Source organism: Candidatus Pseudomonas phytovorans, assembly GCA_029202525.1.
In the GTDB taxonomy this organism is placed as follows: domain Bacteria; phylum Pseudomonadota; class Gammaproteobacteria; order Pseudomonadales; family Pseudomonadaceae; genus Aquipseudomonas; species Aquipseudomonas phytovorans.
On the sequence record CP119325.1, the window covers coordinates 5358420 to 5379815 of the forward strand.

20 protein-coding genes are annotated in these 21396 nt (G+C 63.1%); 11 read left to right on the forward strand and 9 right to left on the reverse strand.

Features of this window, described 5'->3' with window-relative positions:
• Positions 1-81 precede the first annotated feature (81 nt).
• From P0Y58_23590 to P0Y58_23605, 4 genes are all read left to right on the forward strand, one after another.
• Positions 82-717, forward strand: a complete 636-nt coding sequence (locus tag P0Y58_23590) for an RluA family pseudouridine synthase (protein WEK29839.1) — start codon at positions 82-84, stop codon at positions 715-717.
• 169 nt (positions 718-886) lie between these two features.
• Entirely contained in the window at positions 887-2176 is a 1290-nt protein-coding gene (locus P0Y58_23595) for a M18 family aminopeptidase (protein WEK29840.1), read from the forward strand.
• Between the two features lie 198 nt (positions 2177-2374).
• The gene (locus P0Y58_23600; GenBank protein WEK29841.1) at positions 2375-2542 is read left to right on the forward strand and encodes a hypothetical protein; all 168 of its coding nucleotides are present in this window, start codon (positions 2375-2377) and stop codon (positions 2540-2542) included.
• A gap of 44 nt (positions 2543-2586) precedes the next feature.
• On the forward strand, positions 2587-4740 hold the full coding sequence (locus P0Y58_23605) for a mechanosensitive ion channel family protein (GenBank protein WEK29842.1): 2154 nt from the start codon (positions 2587-2589) through the stop codon (positions 4738-4740).
• Positions 4741-4840: 100 nt separating this feature from the next.
• Here the strand turns inward: P0Y58_23605 and P0Y58_23610 are convergent, their stop codons facing one another.
• Positions 4841-5554 carry a UTRA domain-containing protein gene (locus P0Y58_23610; GenBank protein WEK29843.1) on the reverse strand — a complete coding sequence of 238 codons (714 nt, stop codon included), beginning with the start codon at positions 5552-5554 and terminating at the stop codon, positions 4841-4843.
• 294 nt (positions 5555-5848) lie between these two features.
• Here P0Y58_23610 and P0Y58_23615 point away from each other — a divergent pair, with 294 nt between their 5' ends.
• From P0Y58_23615 to P0Y58_23640, 6 genes are all read left to right on the forward strand, one after another.
• Positions 5849-6907 carry an extracellular solute-binding protein gene (locus tag P0Y58_23615; GenBank protein ID WEK29844.1) on the forward strand — a complete coding sequence of 353 codons (1059 nt, stop codon included), beginning with the start codon at positions 5849-5851 and terminating at the stop codon, positions 6905-6907.
• Positions 6908-7064: 157 nt separating this feature from the next.
• Positions 7065-7871 carry an alkaline phosphatase family protein gene (locus tag P0Y58_23620; protein ID WEK29845.1) on the forward strand — a complete coding sequence of 269 codons (807 nt, stop codon included), beginning with the start codon at positions 7065-7067 and terminating at the stop codon, positions 7869-7871.
• A complete protein-coding gene (locus P0Y58_23625) occupies positions 7868-8698 on the forward strand; it encodes an ABC transporter permease subunit (protein ID WEK29846.1) in 831 nt (276 codons plus the stop codon). The genes P0Y58_23620 and P0Y58_23625 overlap by 4 nt, the downstream gene beginning before the upstream one ends.
• Entirely contained in the window at positions 8688-9482 is a 795-nt protein-coding gene (locus tag P0Y58_23630; GenBank protein ID WEK29847.1) for an ABC transporter permease, read from the forward strand. The genes P0Y58_23625 and P0Y58_23630 overlap by 11 nt, the downstream gene beginning before the upstream one ends.
• Position 9483: 1 nt before the next feature.
• Positions 9484-10473 carry an ABC transporter ATP-binding protein gene (locus tag P0Y58_23635; protein WEK29848.1) on the forward strand — a complete coding sequence of 330 codons (990 nt, stop codon included), beginning with the start codon at positions 9484-9486 and terminating at the stop codon, positions 10471-10473.
• A gap of 14 nt (positions 10474-10487) precedes the next feature.
• Positions 10488-11141, forward strand: coding sequence for an HAD-IB family hydrolase (locus P0Y58_23640; GenBank protein WEK29849.1), 654 nt, complete (start codon positions 10488-10490; stop codon positions 11139-11141).
• A gap of 113 nt (positions 11142-11254) precedes the next feature.
• On the opposite strand, the gene P0Y58_23645 is transcribed toward P0Y58_23640, so the two are convergent.
• On the reverse strand, positions 11255-12217 hold the full coding sequence (locus tag P0Y58_23645; GenBank protein WEK29850.1) for an NAD(P)H-quinone oxidoreductase: 963 nt from the start codon (positions 12215-12217) through the stop codon (positions 11255-11257).
• Positions 12218-12357: 140 nt separating this feature from the next.
• On the opposite strand from P0Y58_23645, the gene P0Y58_23650 reads away from it, so the two are divergent.
• Positions 12358-14439 (forward strand): carboxy terminal-processing peptidase, encoded by a 2082-nt coding sequence (locus P0Y58_23650; protein ID WEK29851.1) that lies wholly within the window; start codon positions 12358-12360, stop codon positions 14437-14439.
• Between the two features lie 106 nt (positions 14440-14545).
• On the opposite strand, the gene P0Y58_23655 is transcribed toward P0Y58_23650, so the two are convergent.
• The 7 genes from P0Y58_23655 to nirB all read right to left on the reverse strand — a co-directional run bounded on the left by P0Y58_23655 (position 14546) and on the right by nirB (position 21096).
• Positions 14546-14914: a hypothetical protein gene (locus P0Y58_23655; protein WEK29852.1), complete on the reverse strand. Its 369-nt coding sequence runs from the start codon at positions 14912-14914 to the stop codon at positions 14546-14548.
• Complete coding sequence (locus tag P0Y58_23660) at positions 14911-15249, reverse strand: helix-turn-helix transcriptional regulator (protein ID WEK29853.1); 339 nt, start codon at positions 15247-15249, stop codon at positions 14911-14913. The genes P0Y58_23655 and P0Y58_23660 overlap by 4 nt, the downstream gene beginning before the upstream one ends.
• Before the next feature lie 110 nt (positions 15250-15359).
• Positions 15360-15800, reverse strand: coding sequence for a YkvA family protein (locus P0Y58_23665; protein WEK29854.1), 441 nt, complete (start codon positions 15798-15800; stop codon positions 15360-15362).
• Positions 15801-16088: 288 nt separating this feature from the next.
• The gene (locus P0Y58_23670) at positions 16089-16853 is read right to left on the reverse strand and encodes an FKBP-type peptidyl-prolyl cis-trans isomerase (protein ID WEK29855.1); all 765 of its coding nucleotides are present in this window, start codon (positions 16851-16853) and stop codon (positions 16089-16091) included.
• A 229-nt stretch (positions 16854-17082) separates the two neighbouring features.
• Positions 17083-18015, reverse strand: coding sequence for a pca operon transcription factor PcaQ (gene pcaQ / locus P0Y58_23675; GenBank protein ID WEK29856.1), 933 nt, complete (start codon positions 18013-18015; stop codon positions 17083-17085).
• A 166-nt stretch (positions 18016-18181) separates the two neighbouring features.
• Positions 18182-18544 carry a nitrite reductase small subunit NirD gene (gene nirD, locus P0Y58_23680; protein WEK29857.1) on the reverse strand — a complete coding sequence of 121 codons (363 nt, stop codon included), beginning with the start codon at positions 18542-18544 and terminating at the stop codon, positions 18182-18184.
• The gene (gene nirB, locus P0Y58_23685) at positions 18544-21096 is read right to left on the reverse strand and encodes a nitrite reductase large subunit NirB (protein ID WEK29858.1); all 2553 of its coding nucleotides are present in this window, start codon (positions 21094-21096) and stop codon (positions 18544-18546) included. The genes nirD and nirB overlap by 1 nt, the downstream gene beginning before the upstream one ends.
• Between the last annotated feature and the right edge of the window lie 300 nt (positions 21097-21396).

Below are 21396 nucleotides of genomic sequence, written 5' to 3' on the forward strand. Positions count from 1 at the left end.
TTTACCTGTGGGAGCTGGCTTGCCGGCGATGGGTCGCGACGCGGCCCCAATGGTTTTCCCCGCTATCACAGAGATACTGCAATGCCGCTGTCGAATGTCCAGATCCTCTTCGAAGACGCCGCCATCCTGGTGATCAACAAACCGACCCTGCTGCTGTCGGTACCCGGCCGCGCCGAGGACAACAAGGACTGCCTGATCACCCGCCTGCAGGAAAACGGCTACCCCGACGCACTGATCGTGCACCGCCTGGACTGGGAAACCTCGGGCATCATCCTGCTGGCCCGCGATGCCGACAGCCACCGCGAGCTGTCACGCCAGTTCCACGACCGCGAGACCGAAAAGGCCTACACCGCACTGTGCTGGGGCCAGCCGGCGCTGGACAGCGGCAGCATCGACCTGCCGCTGCGCTACGACCCGCCAACCAAACCACGGCACGTGGTGGACCACGAGCAGGGCAAGCATGCCCTGACCTTCTGGCGCATCATCGAGCGCTGCGGTGATTACTGCCGGGTAGAGCTGACGCCGATTACCGGGCGCTCGCACCAGCTGCGGGTGCATATGTTGTCGATCGGTCACCCTCTGCTCGGGGATCGGCTGTATGCCAACCCTGAAGCGTTGGCGGCCCATGAGCGGCTTTGCCTGCATGCTGCGATGCTGAGCTTCACCCACCCGGTGTCCGGCGAGCGGTTGAAGTTCGAGTGCCCTGCACCTTTCTGAATTTGCATGGCCTGTACCGGCCTCTTCGCGGGCTTGCCCGCTCCCACAGGGATATCACCACATTCAAAACCTGTGGAGTACCTGTGGGAGCGGGCGAGCCCGCGAAGAGGCAGACACAAATTGTCGACATTCTGCGTTAAACTCGCGCCACTGCTGTCTGGAGTGAGCTATGCGCGACGCACTGAATACTGGCCTTATCGACTTCCTCAAGGCCTCCCCCACGCCTTTCCACGCCACCGCCAGCCTGGCCCAGCGCCTGGAAGCTGCCGGCTACCAGCGCCTGGACGAGCGCGACAGCTGGGCCACGGTGCCTGGCGGCCGCTACTACGTCACCCGTAACGATTCGTCGATCATCGCCATCAAACTAGGCAAGCAGGCACCGTTACTGAACGGTATCCGCATGGTCGGTGCCCACACCGATAGCCCGTGCCTGCGCGTGAAGCCGCAGCCCGAGCTGCAGCGCCTGGGCTTTTTGCAACTGGGTGTGGAAGTGTATGGCGGTGCCCTGCTGGCGCCGTGGTTCGACCGCGACCTGTCGCTGGCCGGCCGCGTCACCTACCGCCGTGACGGCAAGGTTGAAAGCCAGCTGATCGATTTCAAGCTGCCCATCGCGGTCATCCCCAACCTGGCGATCCACCTGAACCGTACCGCCAACGAAGGCTGGGCGATCAACCCGCAGAACGAACTGCCGCCGATCCTCGCCCAGGTGGCCGGTGACGAGCGCATCGATTTCCGCGCCCTGCTCACCGAGCAACTGGCGCGCGAGCACGAGCTGATCGCCGATGTGGTGCTGGACTACGAACTGAGTTTCTACGACACCCAGGACGCTGCCTTGATCGGCCTGAACGGCGACTTCATTGCCGGTGCCCGTCTGGACAATCTGCTGTCGTGCTACGCCGGCCTGCAGGCGCTGCTGGCCGCCGACAGCGACGAGACCTGCGTACTGGTGTGCAACGACCACGAAGAAGTCGGCAGCAGCTCGGCCTGCGGCGCCGACGGCCCGATGCTGGAGCAGACCCTGCAGCGCCTGCTGCCTGATGGCGACGCCTACGTGCGCACCATCCAGCGCTCGCTGATGGTGTCGGCCGACAACGCCCACGGCGTGCACCCCAACTACGCCGACAAGCACGACGGCAACCACGGGCCCAAGCTGAACGCCGGGCCGGTGATCAAGGTGAACAACAACCAGCGCTACGCCACCAACAGCGAAACCGCCGGCTTCTTCCGCCACCTGTGCATGGCCCAAGAGGTGCCGGTGCAAAGCTTTGTGGTGCGCAGCGACATGGGCTGTGGCTCGACCATCGGGCCGATTGCGGCCAGCCACCTGGGCGTGCGCACGGTGGATATAGGATTGCCGACCTTTGCCATGCATTCCATTCGTGAACTGTGCGGCAGCCATGACCTGGCGCATCTGGTGAAGGTGTTGACCGCCTTCTACCGTAGCCGCGAGTTGCCTTGATGTAGGCAGGCCCGGCCTCTTCGCGGGCTCGCCCGCTCCCACAGGGACCGCACCGCGATCAAACGCTGCGCAGTACCTGTGGGAGCGGGCAAGCCCGCGAAGAGGCCGGGCCTGCTTGCACCTGCTCAAGGTCAATCCCGCTTCGCTTGCCAAGCGCTATGCTTGTTACATGGCCCCACTGCAAAAGGATTGCTGTCCATGTCCCCGTTTCTGTCCCTGTTCGTGCCGGTGTTCCTGTTCCTGATGCTGCTGACCATCGGTTTCAGCATGCGCGAGCGCAATATCGGTGTGCTGATGATGTGGATCGGCACCTTGGGCATCTTTGGCCTTACCTGCTGGAAGATCCTTGAGAAACTGCCGACATAAACCTCTACACTCGGTCAATCGTTTGACCTGAGGTAGATTTGCCAGTGCCTGCCCTCCTGCGTTACCTGTTCCTGCTGCTGTTGCTATTCATCACACCAGTGCAGGCTGCGGGCCTGCCCAGCCTGCTGGGCGGCAGTGCGCCCGCGCAACCGGAGGCCACCGAGCCGCTGGGCAAGTCGCTGGACGAAGTGATCAAGAACCTGGAAAACGACCAGCAGCGGGCCAAGCTGCTGGCCGACCTTAAAAAGCTGCGCGACGCCACCCGGCAATCGCAGCCCAGCGTGGAACAGGGTGTGCTCGGCCTGATCGGCGGCGCCCTGCATGACTTCGAAAAACAGTTCAGCGGCGATGCCAGCCCGTTCCACCGCTGGGCGGCGGAAATCGAACAAGCCCAGGCTGAACTCACCGAACTGATGGTGCCGGTGCACCAGTGGCCGGCGATCCTGTTCGGCTTTGCCGCCGTGATTGCCGTGTGGAGCGTGCTGGCCTATGCCTTCAACTGGGTCGGCCACCGCATACGCCTGCGCTTTGGCCTGAGCGAAGAACTGCCCCAGCACCCGCGTACCTGGGACCTGGTCCGCTTTGCCCTGCGCAAGCTCGGCCCGTGGCTGGTGGCGCTGGTGTTCACCGTGTACCTGAGCTTTGTGCTGCCGCCGTCGCTGGGTAAATCGTTGGCCATGGTGCTGGCCTACGCCCTGGTGGTCGGCACCTGCTTCTCGGCCATCTGCGTGATCGCCTTCTCGCTGCTCGACGGCCCGCACCGCCACCGTGCCCTGCATATCCTTAGGCACCAGGCATTCCGCCCGCTGTGGCTGATCGGCAGCTTCGCAGCGTTTGGCGAGGCCATGAGCGATCCGCGCATGCTGGTCGCACTGGGGACCCACCTGGCCCACGCCCTCGCGACCCTGGCCAACGTCATCGCCGCGTTGTGCACCGGGCTGTTCATCCTGCGCTTTCGCCGCCCGATCGCCCACCTGATCCGCAACCAGCCACTGGCGCGGCGCCTGACACGGCGAACCCTCAGCGACACCATCGAAATTCTCGGCAGCTTCTGGTTCATCCCGGCGCTGATCCTGGTGGTCATCTCGCTGTTCGCCACCTTCGTCTCGGCCGGCGACACCAGCACCGCCCTGCGCCAGTCACTGATGTGCACGGTGCTGGTAGTGGTGTGCATGGTGCTCAACGGCCTGGTGCGCCGGCACGCGGCCAACCCCAAACGCGCCAGCAAGCGCCAGGCGGTGTATGCCGAACGCCTGCGCAACTTTGGCTACCTGCTGGTGCATCTGTTCATCTGGCTGGTGTTCATCGAGCTGGGCCTGCGGGTATGGGGGCTGTCGATGATCAGCTTCGCCGAGGGCGACGGCCACGAAGTGAGCCTGCGCCTGCTGGGGCTGGCCGGCACGCTGATCGTTGCCTGGCTGGTGTGGATCCTGGCCGACACCGCCGTGCACCACGCGCTGGTGCGTTCGCGCCGGGGCCTGGCCAACGCCCGCGCACAAACCATGATGCCGTTGATCCGCAACGTGCTGTTTGTGGTCATCTTCATCATTGCGGTGATTGTCGCGCTGGCCAACATGGGCATGAACGTCACCCCGCTGCTGGCCGGTGCCGGTGTGATCGGCCTGGCCATCGGTTTTGGCGCGCAATCGCTGGTGGCCGACCTGATCACCGGGTTGTTCATCATCATCGAAGATTCGCTGGCCATCGACGACTACGTGGATGTCGGCGGGCACCTTGGTACGGTCGAGGGCCTGACCATCCGTACCGTACGCCTGCGGGACATCGATGGCATCGTGCACACCATCCCGTTCAGCGAGATCAAGAGCATCAAGAACTACTCGCGGGAGTTCGGCTACGCCATCTTCCGGGTGGCGATCCCGCACAACATGAACATCGACAACGCCATCTCGCTGGTTCGCGAAGTGGGCCAGAAGCTGCGCAACGACCCGCTGATGCGCCGCAATATCTGGTCGCCGCTGGAGTTGCAGGGGGTCGAGAGCTTCGAGTCGGGCTCGGCGATCTTGCGGGCACGGTTCAAGACTGCGCCGATCAAACAGTGGGAAGTGTCGCGGGCCTTCAACCTGGCCTTGAAGCGGCAAATGGATGAGGCCGGGCTGGACCTGGCAACGCCGCGGTTGTCGGTGCAGGTGGTGACTGCCGGCGGTGGGGCAATGGCGGAAACCGGTTCTTCCAGTTAGGACCTCTTCGCGGGCTTGCCCGCTCCCACAGGATCATCACAGTGTTCAAGGCCTGTGCAGTACCTGTGGGAGCGGGCAAGCCCGCGAAGAGGCCAACACCTCATCCCGCCTGGGCACGAATGCGGATTGCATCATGCCGCCAGTATTCCAAGTCGCAGTCAATCAGATGGCCATGTTGGTCGCTATTGACCCGAGTAATGTGCAACCCCGGGCTGCCCACCGACACCTTCAACGCCCCCGCCGCCTCAACCGGCAACGCCGTAGGCAAGATCTCGAAGCACACCTGCCCATACCGGATGCCATAAACCCGCTCATAAATTTCGGTCAGCGACTGCGCCAGGTCCTGTTCGAGAATACCCGGAAAGTACCGAGGGTTGAGGTAGTGCTCGGCATACAGCACAGCCCGCCCGTCAATCCGTCGTAACCGGCAGATCAGCACCACACTGGACAACGCAGGTAACTGCAGGCGCGCACAGATGGCCGCCGAGGCCGGCTGCAGCCGTGCCGACAACAGCTCGGTGCTGGCCACACGCCCCTGGTCGCGCACCATGGCATGAAAGTGACTGCGCTCGATCAGGTCGTAGGTCAGTCGCTCGAGCGCGACGAACCAGCCGCGCCGCTCTTCGCGATAGATCAAGCCTTGGGCCTCCAGCTGCGCCAGCGCCTCGCGCAGGGTGATGCGCGTGGTGTCGAACACCTCACTAAGCTTGCGTTCGGCCGGCAGCTTGCCGCCCGGCGCCAGCAGGCCGTGCTCGATCTGCTCCTGCAGGGCATGGCAGATGGCTGTTACCGCACGCGGTGGCATCGGCTGCATCAAAGGTTACCTATCTGGACTAGTCCAGCCCCATGACAGGGCTTATGGAGAATAGTGCAAGCCTAGGCAGGGCTGATGAACATCCGGTGACAAGACGCGGTCTGGCGCTGGCAAAGCCAGCAAAACCGGGGTTGGCATGTAGTCTACGCTGTAGGTTCGGGCTTGCGCCTACATCAAATTGTCACGCAAGCGGCCTACCTTGGCTCAAGGTTTGCTGACCTAGACCAAAGGTTCCAGGCAACGGCTTCACACATAACAACGATCGGTAAAAGGCACCCACCCAAGGAGCTACGGATGAAAAAGTTGTTCATGGCGTCACTGCTCGGTTCGGCCATCGCGTTCTGTACTTCGGCCATGGCCGCGGACCTCAAGGCCCTGGAAGATGCCGCCCGCAAGGAAGGCACCGTCAACAGCGTGGGCATGCCCGATGCCTGGGCCAACTGGAAAGGCACCTGGGAAGACCTGGCCAGCAAGTACGGCCTCAAGCACAGCGACACCGACATGAGCTCGGCCCAGGAAATCGCCAAGTTCGAAGCCGAGAAGGACAACGCCAGCGCCGACATCGGTGACGTGGGCGCCGCCTTCGGCCCGATTGCGGTGACCAAGGGCGTGAGCCAGCCGTACAAGCCAAGCACCTGGGACCAGGTACCGACGTGGGCCAAGGACAAGGACGGCCACTGGGCGCTGGCCTATACCGGCACCATTGCCTTTATCATCAACAAGGATCTGGTCAAGGAAGGCGAACGCCCTACCTCCTGGCATGACCTGGAAAAAGGCAAGTACAAGGTCGCCATCGGCGATGTCGGCACCGCTGCCCAGGCGGCCAACGGTGTGCTGGCTGCAGCGATTGCCTACAAGGGCGACGAGAGCAACATCGAGCCGGGCCTGCAGCTGTTCACCAAGCTGGCCCAGCAGAAGCGCCTGTCGCTGGCCAACCCGACCATTCAGACCATCGAAAAGGGTGAGGTGGAAGTGGGCGTGGTGTGGGACTTCAACGGCCTGAGCTACCGTGAGCAGATCGACCCCAAGCGTTTTGAAGTGCTGATCCCATCGGATGGCTCGGTGATTTCCGGCTATACCACTGTGATCAACAAGTACGCCAAGCATCCCAACGCGGCCAAGTTGACCCGTGAGTACATCTTCAGCGACGCCGGGCAGATCAACCTGGCCAAGGGGCATGCCCGGCCGATCCGGGCTGAGCACTTGACGCTTCCTGAAGACGTGAAGGCCAAGCTACTGCCCAATGATCAGTACAAGAACGTGAAGCCGATCAATGATGCAGATGCCTGGGAGAAAACCTCGAAGGAACTGCCGCGGAAGTGGCAGGAGCAGGTGATCATCGAGATGGAGTAAGGCAGGGCCATCCCGGGGCTGCTGCGCAGCCCATCGCGACGCAAGGCCGCTCCCACAGGGCCAGCGTCGCCCCAGAGGTTTTCGCTGTTCCTGTGGGAGCGGCCTTGTGTCGCGAAAGGAGGGCGAAGCCCTCCCCGGTTCCTTTGCGGAGTATTGAATGAGCCACAACGTCATCCTGGTCCTGCTAGACGGCCTGAACTACCAGGTCGCCCACCACGCAATGGGCCACCTGCACGCCTACGTCGAGGCCGACCGCGCCGCGCTGTACCGCGTGGAATGCGAGCTGCCGTCGCTGTCACGGCCGCTGTACGAATGTATCCTCACCGGCGTGCCGCCGATCGACAGCGGTATCGTGCACAACAACGTCAACCGCCTGTCCAACCAGCGCAGCGTGTTCCACTACGCCCGCGAGGCCAACCTGGGCACCGCAGCAGCGGCCTATCACTGGATGAGCGAGCTGTACAACCGCTCACCCTTCGACCCGCAGCGCGACCGCCACACCCACGCGCCGAAGCTGCCGATCCAGCACGGGCTGTTCTACTGGGACGACCGTTACCCCGACTCGCACCTGCTGGCCGATGGTGAATACCTGCGCCGCCGCCACGCCCCAAACTTTCTGCTGGTGCACCCGATGAGCATCGACGATGTCGGCCACCGCCACGGCCTGGACAGCAGCCAGTACCGCAACGCCGCGCGCAGTGTCGACATCTTGCTGGCCGACTACCTGCCGCGTTGGCTCGAAGAGGGCTATCAGGTACTGGTCACCGCCGACCACGGCATGAACAATGACCGCTCGCACAACGGCCTGCTGGCCGAAGAGCGCGAAGTGCCGCTGTTCGTCTTTGGCGAGGCCTTCAGCCTGGACCCCGCCGCCAAGCCGCTGCAGACCGAGCTGTGCGGCACCATTTGCGAACTGCTGGGCGCAGCCCACGACAAAACGGTGTGCCGGGAGTTGCTCAAGTGAACCGTGGCCGCTACCTGGCCCTGCTCTGCCTGCTGCCGTTTGCCGTGTTCTTCGTCATCTTCCAGATCGCCCCGCTGGCCTGGGTAGCAATCAACAGCGTGCAATCCGAAGCCGGCTGGGGCATCGAAAATTTCAGCAAGGTCTTCAGCTCGAAGTTCTACCTGCAGGCGCTGCAACGCAGCCTGGAGATCAGCTTCTGGTCGAGCCTGTTCGGCATCATCATCGCCACCCTCGGTGCCTATTCACTGCGCCAGGTCGATTCAAGGCTGCGCGACTTCGTCAGCGCCTTTGCCAACATGACCAGCAACTTTGCCGGGGTGCCGCTGGCCTTCGCCTTCATCATCCTGCTCGGTTTCAACGGCGCGCTGACCCTGCTGCTCAAGCAGATCGGCCTGCTGGAAGACTTCAGCATCTACTCCAAGAGCGGGCTGATCCTGGTGTACACCTACTTTCAGATCCCACTGGGTGTGTTGCTGCTCTACCCCGCCTTCGACGCCCTGCGTGAAGACTGGCGCGAGTCGGCCGCACTGCTGGGCGCCAGCCACTGGCAATTCTGGCGGCACATCGGCCTGCCGGTGCTGACTCCGGCCCTGCTCGGCACCTTCGTCATCCTGCTGGCCAACGCCCTCGGTGCCTATGCCACCGTGTACGCATTGACCACCGGCAACTTCAACGTACTGCCGATCCGCATCGCTGGCCTGGTGGCCGGCGACATCAGCCTCGATCCCAACCTGGCCAGCGCCCTGGCGATGGTGCTGGTGGGGCTGATGACGCTGGTCACGGTGGTGCACCAATGGCTACTGAAACGGAGCTACCATGCGCGCTGACACCCGTTCCGGCGGCTGGTACCACCGCGCCGTGGTCTACCTGCTGTTCCTGATCCTGCTGCTGCCACTGGCCGGCACCCTGCTGTATTCGCTGGCTACCAGCTGGTCGGCAAGCCTGCTACCCAGCGGCCTGACCCTGAAATGGTACGTGGCATTGTGGAGCGAGCCGCGCTTCCTGGCGGCCTTCGGCCAATCACTGCTGGTGTGCATGGGTGCACTGTTGCTGTCGGTGGTGCTGATCCTGCCGCTGCTGTTCGTGGTGCACTACCACTTCCCGAGGCTCGATGCGCTGATGAACATCCTGATCCTGCTGCCGTTCGCGGTGCCGCCGGTGGTGTCGTCGGTGGGGCTGCTGCAGTTGTATGGCAGCGGGCCGATGGCCATGGTCGGCACCCCGTGGATCCTGATTGGCTGCTACTTCACCGTCGCCCTGCCGTTCATGTACCGGGCCATTACCAACAACCTGCAGGCCATCAACCTGCGCGACCTGATGGACGCCGCCCAACTGCTCGGCGCCAGCACCTGGCAGGCGGCACTGCTGGTGGTGCTGCCGAACCTGCGCAAGGGCCTGATGGTGGCGTTGCTGCTGTCGTTTTCGTTCCTGTTCGGCGAATTCGTGTTCGCCAACCTGCTGGTCGGCACCCGCTACGAGACCCTGCAGGTCTACCTGAACAACATGCGCAACAGCAGCGGCCACTTCAACAGCGCACTGGTGATCTCGTACTTCGCTTTCGTGCTGGTACTGACCTGGGTCGCCAACCGCCTGAACAAGGACAAGACCTGACATGAGCTTCGTCAGCGTACAGAAACTGCAAAAAAGCTACGCCGGCAGCCCGGTGTTCGAGAACATCGACTGCCATATCGAACGCGGCGAGTTCGTTACCCTGCTAGGCCCGTCCGGTTGCGGCAAGTCCACCCTGCTGCGCTGCATCGCCGGGCTGACCCCGGTGGACAGCGGGCAGATCCTGCTCGACGGCCAGGACATTGTGCCGGTCAGCCCGCAAAAGCGTGGCATTGGCATGGTGTTCCAGAGCTATGCGCTGTTCCCCAACATGACCGTGGAGCAGAACGTGGCGTTTGGCCTGCGCATGCAGAAGGTCAAGGCCGACGAGAGCCAGGTGCGGGTGCGTGAGGTGCTGGAGCTGGTAGAGCTGGGCAGCTTCGCCGGGCGCTACCCGCACCAGTTATCTGGCGGCCAGTGCCAGCGCGTGGCCTTGGCCCGCTCGCTGGTTACCCGCCCACGCCTGCTGCTGCTCGACGAGCCGCTGTCAGCCCTGGATGCGCGTATTCGCAAACACCTGCGCGAGCAGATTCGGGCGATCCAGCGTGAGCTGGGGCTGACCACCATTTTTGTCACCCACGATCAGGAAGAAGCGTTGACCATGTCAGACCGCATCTTCCTGATGAACCAGGGCAAGATCGTGCAGAGCGGCGATGCCGAAACCCTCTATACAGCGCCTGTGGACCTGTTTGCCGCCGGCTTTATCGGCAACTACAACCTGCTGGACGCCGACAGCGCCAGCCGCCTGCTGCAACGCCCGGTCACCAGCCGCCTGGCGATCCGCCCTGAGTCGATCACCTTGGGCGCCAATGGCGAACTGGACGCAGAAGTACGCAGCCACAGCCTGCTGGGCAATGTGATTCGCTACCGCGTAAACGTGCGCGAGGTGGAGTTGGTGGTCGACGTGCTCAACCGCTCACCGGCCGACCTGCACGCGGACGGGAAACGGGTAAGCTTGTCCATCGACCCCACGGCGCTGCGGGAAGTGGCTTAAGGAGATTCAACACGATGGCACTGGCAATTTTCGATCTGGACGAAACCCTGATCCACGGGGACTGTGCGTCGCTATGGAGCGAGCAGATGGCCCGGCTGGGCTGGGTCGACGGCAAGGACTTCCTGCGCCGCGACCATGAACTGATGGAAGCCTACGGCAAGGGCCACCTGCAGATGGAGGACTACATGGCCTTCAGCCTGGAGCCAATGGCCGGGCGCACCCTGGAGGAGGTCGAGCATCTGGTAGAGCCTTGGGTCGAGGATGTGATCGAACCGATCATCTACGGCGACGCATGCCGCTGCATTGCCGAGCACCGCAAGCGTGGGGACCGTATTCTGATCATTTCCGCGTCAGGCACGCACCTGGTCGGGCCGATTGCCGCGCGGCTGGGGGTGGATGAGTACCTGGCGATCGAGCTGGAGGCGGTGAACGGGGTGTATACCGGCAAGACCCATGGGGTGTTGACTTACCGCGAGGGCAAGATCACCCGGTTGCTGGAATGGCTGGATCAGGAGCAGGAGAATCTGGAGGGGGCGAGTTTCTATTCCGATTCGAGGAACGACTTGCCGTTGTTGCTGAAGGTGGATCACCCGCACGTGGTGAACCCGGATGCGGTGTTGCGTGAGCATGCCGAGACCAATGGCTGGCCGATTCTGAGCTGGTCCTGAAAATCTGTGTGGGGCTCTTCGCGGGCACGCCCGCTCCCACAGGGATCTCCACCAGCTCGAAAACTGTGCGGTCCCTGTGGGAGCGGGCGTGCCCGCGAAAGGGCCGGGCCTGCTTAAACCAGGCTTGGGTCAATCACCATCACCAGCTTGCCCGACACCTGATTGGTCTCAAGCTCGGCATACGCCGCCTGGGCAAACTCCACCGGGTAGGTATCGACCAGCTGCGGCGACAAGCGCCCTTCGCCAAACAGCGGCCACACTTGCTGTAGCAACTCGCGCAGCAACTCGGCCTTGAAGCCGTCATCACGGTTGCGCAGCGTGGAGCCGGTAATCTCCAGGCGCTTGCCCAGTACCTGGGCCAGGTCCAGTTCAAACTTGCGCCCGCCCATCAGGCCGATGATCACCCAACGCCCGTCACGGGCCAGCAGCTTGAGGTTGAGCTCGCCGTAGCTGGCGCCCACCGGGTCGAGAATCACGTCGAACGGCCCGAAACCTTCCAGCGCCTCCAGGTTCTCGTTACGTACCACTCCACCCGCAGCGCCCAGCGCTTCGCAATAGGCCAGGCGATCCGCCGAACCTACGCTGACCCACACCGGGCTGCCGAATGCCTTGCACAGCTGAATGGCGGCTGAACCCACGCCACTGGCGCCAGCGTGCACCAGCACCTTCTCACCGGCCTTCACGCCACCCAGCTGGAAGATGTTCAACCAGGCAGTGGCATACACCTCCGGCAACGCGGCTGCTTCGTGCAGGCTCAGGCCCTCAGGCACTGGCAGCACGTGACGGGCATCGACCACCACTTCCTCAGCCATGGCGCCGCTGGCCAGCAATGCGCACACCCGGTCGCCCACGCGCCAGTCGGCACCGGCGCCCACTTCTTCGACCACACCAGCGCATTCAAGGCCCATGTACGGGCTGGCGCCTGGCGGTGGCGGGTACAAACCTTTCATCTGCAGCAGATCGGCGCGGTTCAGGCCCGCAGCAGCCACGCGAATGCGCACTTGGCCCGCGTCACAGGCCGGGCGTTCGGCCTCGACCCACTCCACATGTCCGTCAACGCCTTGCAATGCCTTCACAGTGCCTCCATAGTTGAATCATGACTGGGCCTGGGGAACGCACACCCCAGGCTTTTTGCAGTATTTGCCCGGTTCCATGGAACCGGCAACGGAAAAGACGGCCTACTATGCGTGATCAATTGCCTCCACGTCGAATCAGCATGAAGCATTTCCTCCCAAGCACCGCCCTCGCTGTAATGATCGGCCTGGGCAGCCTCGCGCTCGGCGGCAATGCAGCGGCCGCCAACAAGTGGGACGGCCTGCAGCCGGACCGTGACGAAATCGTCGCCAGCCTCAACGTGGTGGAATTGCTCAAGCGCCACCACTACAGCAAGCCGCCGCTGGACGATGCCCGCTCGGTCATCATCTACGACAGCTACATCAAGCTGCTGGACCCGGCGCGCAGCTACTTCACCGCTGCCGACATTGCCGAATTCGACAAATGGAAAACGCAATTCGACGATTTCCTCAAGAGCGGTAACCTGGACCCGGGCTTCACCATTTACAAACGCTATCTGGACCGCGTCAAGCAACGCCTGGACTTCGCCCTGGCCGAGCTGAACAAAGGCGTGGACAAGATCGACTTCACCACCAAGGAAACCTTGCTGATCGACCGCAAGGACGCCCCGTGGCTGAAGAACCAGGCCGAGCTCGATGACCTGTGGCGCAAACGCGTCAAGGATGAAGTGCTGCGCCAGAAGATCGCCGGTAAAGAACCCAAGCAAATCCAGGAAACCCTGACCAAGCGCTACAAGAACCAGCTGGCGCGCCTGGACCAGACCCGTGCCGAGGATATCTTCCAGGCCTACATCAACACCTTTGCCCAGTCCTACGATCCGCACACCAACTACCTGTCGCCAGACAACGCGGAAAACTTCGACATCAACATGAGCCTGTCGCTCGAAGGCATCGGCGCGGTACTGCAAAGCGACAACGACCAGGTCAAGATCGTGCGCCTGGTGCCGGCAGGCCCTGCCGCCAAGACCAAGCAGGTAGCCCCGGCCGACAAGATCATCGGCGTGGCCCAGGGCAACAAGGAAATGGTCGACGTGGTCGGCTGGCGGCTGGACGAAGTGGTCAAGCTGATCCGTGGCCCGAAAGGCTCGGTGGTGCGCCTGGAAGTCATCCCGGCCAGCAATGCGCCGAGCGACCAGACCAGCAAGATCGTGTCGATCACCCGTGAAGCGGTGAAACTTGAAGAGCAGGCGGCGAAAAAGTCGGTACTCAAGCTCAAGCAGGACGGGCGTGATTACAAGCTGGGCATTATCGAGATCCCGGCCTTCTACCTCGACTTCAAGGCGTACCGCGCCGGTGACCCGGAGTACAAGAGCACCACGCGTGACGTGAAGAAACTGCTCACCGAACTGCAAAAAGAGAAAGTCGACGGCGTGGTCATCGACCTGCGCAACAACGGCGGCGGCTCGCTGCAGGAAGCCACCGAACTGACCAGCCTGTTCATCGAAAAAGGCCCGACCGTACTGGTGCGCAACAGTGACGGCCGCGTCGACGTGCTTGAAGACGAAAACCCGGGTGCCTTCTACAAAGGCCCACTGGCGCTGCTGGTCAACCGCCTGTCTGCCTCGGCATCGGAGATTTTCGCCGGCGCCATGCAGGACTACCACCGCGCGCTGATCATCGGTGGCCAGACCTTCGGCAAAGGCACGGTGCAGACCATCCAGCCGCTCAACCATGGCGAGCTGAAGCTGACTCTGGCCAAGTTCTACCGTGTGTCCGGGCAGAGCACCCAGCATCAGGGCGTGCTGCCGGACATCGACTACCCGTCGATCATCGACACCAAGGAAATCGGCGAGAGCGCCCTGCCCGAAGCCATGCCATGGGACACCATCCGCCCGGTAGTGAAGCCTGCGGCCGACCCGTTCAAGCCGTACCTGGCCCAGCTCAAGGCACAGCATGAAGCGCGCAGCGACAAGGATGCCGAGTTCACCTACATTCGCGACCGCCTTGCCCTGACGCAAAAGCTGATGACCGAAAAAACCGTCAGCCTCAACGAGCAGGATCGCCGTGCTCGCCACGACGATATCGAAGCCAAGCAGTTGGCGCTGGAAAACGTCCGCCGCAAAGCCAAGGGTGAAGAGCCACTCAAAGAGCTGAAGAAAGAGGACGAGGACGCGCTGCCGGTAGAGGATGAAAACACCAAGCCGGAAGACGACGCTTACCTGTCGGAAACCGGTCGTATCCTGATCGACTACCTCAGTGCCAGCACCAAGGTGGCCAAGAAGTAGGGCCGTGATGGCAGATTGATGTGGAGTGTCATCGAACAGAGGGGCCGGGTGTGCAAACGCCCGGCCTTTTCATCTGTGGGAGATTCTATGGTTTCTGGCAATGGCATCAGGCTGTTTCGGGATAGCTGTACTCGAACACCCGAACCACCTCGGAGGCATGCCATGAAGCCGCCTCCATGCCATCGACCGGCCCGGCAAAGCGCCCCAGCCGTTCGACACATTCAAAGAAGCCGGTACGCGGCAAACGGCTGGCGCCCTGGCTGATCACCAGCGAGCTGCGCAGCGGCTGCTCGGCACGGGCATCCAGCACCGCCAGATACTCCAGCGCGGCAGTCAGTGTTTGCATGGCCGGGCTGGGCAGTTGCAAACGCTCGATCAGCGCTCGGTAGGTCAGCAAGTGACGTTGACGACGGGCCAGGTCAAGCTCGCCCAGCAGGTTATCCCAGTGCTGACGGCTGATCCTGACTTGGCTCATGATGGCTCGCTCCAGCCAGCCACCCCCAGGTGCCAGGCCAAGGCGCGGCGGATGGCAGCATCCGGCTGGCGCTCGCCCGATTCGATCATGCCCAGATACGCCGGGCTCACCCCGACATTGCGCGCCAGTAGCTCTGGGGCGATGCCCTTGGCCTGGCGAATTTGCGCCACTTCGCTGAAGGCCGGCAATGGCGCCTCGGCAACTGAAGCTGGCGCTTCTCTGACAGTGGCCTCGGCAGGCGCCTGCCCGGCCGACTTGAGCAGTGCCTGGTACTGCTCCCAGGGAACGACGGCGTACTCGGGCTGACCGTCCCGGCTGATGACCTGAATACCCATTACAAACCCCTTAAAAATGGATTACAGCATGTAATCCGTAGGCATAACCCTTATGCCAATTATATTACCAACTCCGGGGTCTGTCCGGTTGTGTGCAGTTCAGGCTGTTTTCACGGGGTATTGCGCTCCAGGCGCAGCGCTTGCGGGGTGGCCGGCAAGCGCTCGACCACGCGCAGCCGCTCGGGCGCCTGGCTGTCGCGCCAGGCCTTGAAGCGCGCCAATTCATCGGCCACGGTCTTCAGCACCCAGCCCAGCACTGCGATGTCATCGAGAAAACCCACGCCCAGCAACCAGTCGGGGATGGCATCGATAGGGCTGACGAAGTACAGCAGGCCGGCCACGATGGTGACCAACGCCTTGGGGCTGATGGCACGGTACTCGCCGCGCCACCATGCCAAGCACAGCGACTGCAGCAATTTCACATCGTCGCGCAGCTGGCCGATGCGCGGGCCTTTGCGGGCCACTGCGAACAGCAGGGCCGGCAGCCGGCCACGGCTGAGCAGGCGCTCGGCCAAGGGCAGGAAACGGGCAAAATTCCAGGGTGCGCTCATGGAGCCTCCAGACGGAACAGGTTATCCACATTTATTGTGGATAACCTTGTGAACAGGGTCGCGTTTCTGACCCCAGGTGCCTGCCAGGCAAGGGCCACAGTCAGATCGGGCGTTTTTTACACAGCCGTTTCAAGCCATGGGTACCTGGCCGCAAACGATTTGCGTCAGAAACATCTTACATCTGCAAACTGCATTTCCTCGGACAGTATCAGTTGTTGCAGGTTCGTCCAATCGCCACAAACGAAAACGCCCCGTCAGGACGGGGCGTTTTGCAAGTGCCAGCCAGTGTTACTTGGCAGGCGCTTCAGCCGGTGCTTCAGCTGGAGCCTCGGCTTGCGGCTCGGCGCCTTGCAGTTGGGCCGGGTCCTTGATGGCGATCAGTTCCAGGTCGAACACCAGTACCGAGTTGGCCGGGATCAGCGGGCTTGGGCTTTGTGCACCGTAGGCCAGTTCAGCTGGAATGAACAGCTTGTACTTCTCGCCAACGTGCATCAGTTGCAGGCCTTCGACCCAACCCGGGATCACACCGCTGACCGGCAGGTCGATCGGGCTGCCACGCTCGACAGAGCTGTCGAACACCTTGCCATCAGTCAGCTTGCCTTCGTAGTGGACGGTAACCACATCGGTAGGCTTGGGCTGCGGACCGTCGGCCTTCTTCACCACTTCGTACTGCAGGCCCGAGGCGGTTGTGACCACGCCTGGCTTCTTGGCGTTTTCTTCGAGGAACTTCTTGCCGGCAGAGGCGGCTTCTTCGCTGGCCTTGGCCAGGCGCTCTTCGGCGCGCTTCTGCAGCGCGGTGAAGGCTTCTACCAGCTCTTCGTCCTTGATGCGTTGTTCTTTCTTGCCAACGGCGTCTTCGATGCCGAGGGCGACCGATTTCGAATCAAGGTCTTCCATGCCTTCCTGAGCCAGGCTCTTGCCCATGTTCAGGCCGATACCGTAGGAGGCTTTCTGTGCCGGAGTCTTCAGCTCGGGGCTGCTGGCTTGTTGATCACAGCCAGCCAGTACCAGGCCTACCAGGGCAACCGCAGCCGCCAAACGATGCTGTTTCATGCTATTTCCTTGTTCATGCGCCATAAGGGCAATCAGGGTAAAGCCGCGAGCTTAGCAGGCGGCCATGACCAATGGCTACCGGCATAGGAGCGGGTTTCAGTAAGGAAGTTCAGTACTTAAACGCTTATTCATCCAGGCGTTTGCAGCCACTGGCCAGTATTGACCGGTTGTGCTGTTTTTGCCCGGTTTTACCGGGCATTTATTTCGCTGGATTCTGAGCAGCCTGCACTCAGGGGTAATTGCCCTCGCGGTACTCCCCTGCCACCTCGCGCAGCACCTCGCACAGCCACTGCGCCGGCAGGCTCTGCGCCAGGGCTGCATTGCGGCAGATGCCAACCGAGCCGCCCGGTTCGCGCACGCCCAGGTCGAGTTCGACCAGCTCGCCACGGCGCAGGTCGAGCAGCACCGCGTCGCGCGGCGCCACCCACAGCCCATCGCTGCCCAGCACGTAGCGCCGGCTCAAGGCCAGCGACAGGGTTTCCAGGCGCTGTGCCGGCATCTGGATGCCGCACTGCACGAACAGGCTGTCGGCATGCTGGCGGATGGTGGTGCCTGCCGGTGGCAACACCAACGGGTAACGGCCCACCTGGGCTCGCTCGACGGGCGTGGCGGCCAGCAACGGGTGGCCCGGGCGCACCACCAGGCTCATCGACTCGCTGTACAAATGCTCGAACGACAGGCCCTGGATCTGCGGGCTGTCGGTCATGCGCCCTACCACCAGCTCCAGTTCGCCCAGCCGTAACTGGCCGAGCAGTTGCGCGCTGACCCCGGTGGCCACACTGATGACCAACGCTTCGTGGCGCTGGTGCATGCGGCACAGCACCTCGGGCATGAGCAGGCCCTCGACCGTCGACAGCACGCCAATACGCACCTGCGACGGCGCCTGTGCTTCGCCGCGCAAGCTGCTGACGCCATCGCGCAGGGCCTGCACGCTGGGCCCGGCATAACGCATGAAACGCGCCCCGGCCGGGGTCAGCTCGACGCCCTGCCGGCTGCGCACGAACAGGCGCGCTTGCAGCAGGTCTTCGAGCTCCTTGAGGGTTTTGGAGAGGGCCGGCTGGCTGATGGCGAGCACGTCGGCAGCCCTGGCCAGGCTGCCCTGCCGGGCGATCTCCAGGAAGCACAGCAGGTGGCGGTATTTGATACGGGTGTCGAGGTTCATGGCCCCAAGCTTACCGCATTGTCAGGCTCGGTTATGTAGATCGCCTGCACTGGCCCTTTCGCGGGCACGCCCGCTCCCACAGGTACTGCACAGGCCTGGAGAACTGTGCAGTACCTGTGGGAGCGGGCGTGCCCGCGAAAGGGCCAGTGCAGCCAGCAGATGAATGTCAGGCCACCGCCAACTCTACTGCTTCCCCATTCAACCGCACCGGCCACACCCGCAAACGCTGCCCGGCATCTTCCAGGCACTCCCCGCTCGCCAGGCTGAAATGCTGCTTGTACAACGGCGCCGCCACCACCAGCTCGCCCTGCACACTGCCCACCAGTCCGCGACCTATGATGTTGGCGCCGGAGCGCGGGTCGCGGTTGTCTACCGCATACAGCGGCTGGGCCTGCCCCGGCAGGTAGAACAACGCCACCTGGGCCCCGTCGAGCCACACCACGACGCCGGAATCGGCTACCAGGTCTTGCGCCTGGCACACCGCCTGCCAGTTCTCGCGGGTTTTCACAGCAGCATTGGACAGGTTCATCAGACAGCCTCCTCGACAGTAGGGATCAGGTGCAGCGGTGCAGCAGGCCGGCGTTGTTCGCGTTCGCGCACAAAGTGCACGTCCGGGTCGGCACGCCGATCATTGACGAAGGTGCGGAAGCGCTTGAGCTTTTCCGGGTCGTTGAGGGCGTTGGCCCATTCGCATTCGTACTGGTCGACCACATGCTGCATTTGCGCCTCCAGCTCGCTGGCCAGGCCCAGGCTGTCGTCGAGGATCACCTGTTTCAGGTAGTCCAGCCCGCCTTCCAGGTTTTCGCGCCACACCGAGGTGCGCTGCAGCTTGTCGGCCGTGCGGATATAGAACATCAACACACGGTCGATCAGGCGTACCAGGGTTTCGTCGTCCAGGTCGGTGGCGAACAGTTCGGCATGCCGTGGGCGCATGCCGCCGTTGCCACACACGTACAGGTTCCAGCCCTTGTCGGTGGCGATCACGCCAATGTCCTTGCTCTGCGCTTCGGCGCATTCACGGGTGCAGCCCGATACCGCAAACTTGAGCTTGTGCGGGCTGCGCAGGCCCTTGTAGCGGTCCTCCAGGCGCAGGGCCATGGCGACACTGTCCTGCACGCCGTAACGGCACCAGGTGCTGCCCACGCACGATTTCACCGTGCGGGTCGACTTGCCGTAGGCGTGGCCGGTTTCGAAGCCGGCCTCGATCAACTCGCCCCATATCAGCGGCAATTCGTGCAACTGGGCACCGAACAGGTCGATGCGCTGGCCGCCGGTGATTTTGGTGTACAGGTCGTACTTCTTCGCTACCTGGCCGATGACGATAAGCTTGTCGGGGGTGATTTCCCCCCCCGGAATACGCGGCACCACCGAGTAGGTGCCGTTTTTCTGCATGTTGGCCATGAAAGTGTCGTTGGTGTCCTGCAGCGGCACCAGCGCCGGGTCCATGATCGGCTGGTTCCAGCACGAAGCGAGGATGTTGCCCACCGCCGGCTTGCAGATGTCACAGCCAACGTGGCCCTTGCCATGGCGTTCGAGCAGCTCGCTGTAGGTGCGGATGCCTTCTACCCGCACCAGCCCGTACAGTTCCTGGCGGGTGTAGGCGAAGTGCTCGCACAGGCTTTTGTCCACCGCTACGCCACGAGCGGTAAGTTCGTGCTCGAACACCTGCTTGAGCAACGCTGCGCAACCACCGCAGCCGCTGGCGGCCTTGGTGCACCCCTTGACCGCCGCAAGGTCGCTGCAGCCGCTGTCGATGGCGGCGCACACCGCGCCCTTGCTGACGTTGTGGCACGAGCAGATGGTGGCGCTGTCAGGCAGCGCGTCGGCGCCCAGGGCCGGCGCACCGCCGCCTTGCGGCAGTATCAGCGCGGCCGGGTCGGCTGGCAGGGCGATACCGTTCTGGGCGTACTGCAGCAGGGTGTCGTAATAGCTGTTATCGCCGACCAGCACCGCGCCCAGCACGTACTTGCCGCTGGCATCCACCACCAGCCGGCGGTAGGCGCTGTTGGCTTCGTCGATGAAGCGGTAGCTGCGTGAACCCGGGGTGGCGCCATGGGCGTCGCCGATCGAGCCGACATCCACGCCCAGCAACTTGAGCTTGGTCGACATGTCGGCGCCGGTGAACGCTACCGCCGCTTCCCCCATCAGCAACGCCGCCAGGTTGCGCGCCATGCTGTAGCCCGGGGCGACCAGGCCGAACACGCTGCCGTTCCATGACGCGCACTCGCCGATGGCGAAAATGCGCGGGTCGCTCGTGCGGCAGTGGTTGTCGATCACCACGCCACCGCGGGCGGCGATGTCCAGGCCACATCCACGGCCCAGGGCATCTTGCGGGCGAATACCGGCGGAGAACACGATCAGGTCGGTTTCCAGGTGCTCGCCACCGTCGAAGTTCATGCGGTAGCGGCAGGTTTCACCGGCGCTGATCGACTGGGTGGCGCGCGACAGGTGCACGCCCACGCCGAGCGCTTCAATCTGTGCCTTGAGCGCGGCACCGCCCTCGCCGTCCAGCTGCACCGGCATCAACCGTGGGGCGAACTCCACCACATGCGCTTCCAGGCCTAGCGACTTGAGGGCGTTGGCCGCCTCCAGGCCGAGCAGGCCACCACCGACCACCACGCCACGGCGGGCATCGGCTGCGGCAGCGCGAATGCCGTCGAGGTCGTCGAGGGTGCGGTAGACCAGCCGGGCATTGCCGCTGGAGCCTTCGATCGGCGGCACGAAAGGGTACGAGCCGGTGGCCAGCACCAGTTGGTCGTAGCCGTAACGCCCCTCGGCGGTGATCACTTCGCAGCGCTCGCGGTCGATTTCCAGCACGGCCTCACCGAGGTGCAAGTGCACGCCGTTGGCGTTGTAGAAATCGTGCTCGCACAGGGCCAGCGTTTCGGCACAGCTGCCGCCGAAGTATTCGGACAGGTGCACGCGGTCGTAGGCGCGTTGGCGCTCTTCGCCGAACACCCGTACCTCGAAGCGCTGCAGGACGTCGCGGCTGACCAGTTGCTCGACGCAATGGTGGCCGACCATGCCGTTGCCGACGATGACCAGTCGCTCTCGTTGCCCGCTGCTCGCTGTTGCCTTCATAAGCCGATCCTCGATCAAAAAAAAAGCGCCTGGAGCCGAAGCTCCAGGCGCCTTTGCCTGTATTCATCACGGTAGGGGGCCCGGGTTGATCGCCGTTGATCAGTGGGCTTTGTTGTAACGGGAATAAAGCAGGGACTGTGCCAAATCTGATTCCTGTGAGGGCCTCTTCGCGGGGCAAGCCCGCTCCCACAGGGGTTTCACTACATTTGCGACATATCAAACCTGTGGGAGCGGGCTTGCCCCGCGAAGAGGCCGGTAGAGCCGATGCACTTTCCAAGTGCAGCGCTCCCCATCGTGGAG